Source organism: Acetobacter sp. AAB5, assembly GCF_050106715.1.
Classification (GTDB): Bacteria; Pseudomonadota; Alphaproteobacteria; order Acetobacterales; family Acetobacteraceae; genus Acetobacter; species Acetobacter oryzifermentans.
Map to the genome: position 1 here is coordinate 1 of NZ_JBNIEW010000067.1, position 331 is coordinate 331.

Here is a 331-nt window from a genome sequence, read left to right on the forward strand (position 1 = left end):
TTCTGCGACGGATATTAAGATTAGTGGGGATTCGGAAGGCACGCTTGTTGTTGGCGGTAACGGGTATGTTTCTGGGGTAAATGTTTCTGGTGCGGCGGATAACAGCGCGCAAGCTGTAACAGGTGGTGAAGTTCACGATGTTATCGTCGATTCAGGCGGCGTTGCAGATGATGTTACGGTCTATCACGATCATCTGGTGGTGAATGGTGGTGGTCTGGCATCTGGCGTAACCTTGAATGATGCTGGCATTACCGTGCAGAGCAACGGCGTGGTGTCTGCCATGACTGTGAATGCCCAAGGTATTTATGCCGCGTATATTGATGGCGGCGTA

1 protein-coding gene is annotated in these 331 nt (G+C 51.4%); it reads left to right on the top strand.

Annotated features, from left to right (window positions below):
* Positions 1 to 331: hypothetical protein (locus ACP7IZ_RS13830; protein WP_426849740.1), on the top strand; the 331-nt coding region annotated here is incomplete at both ends.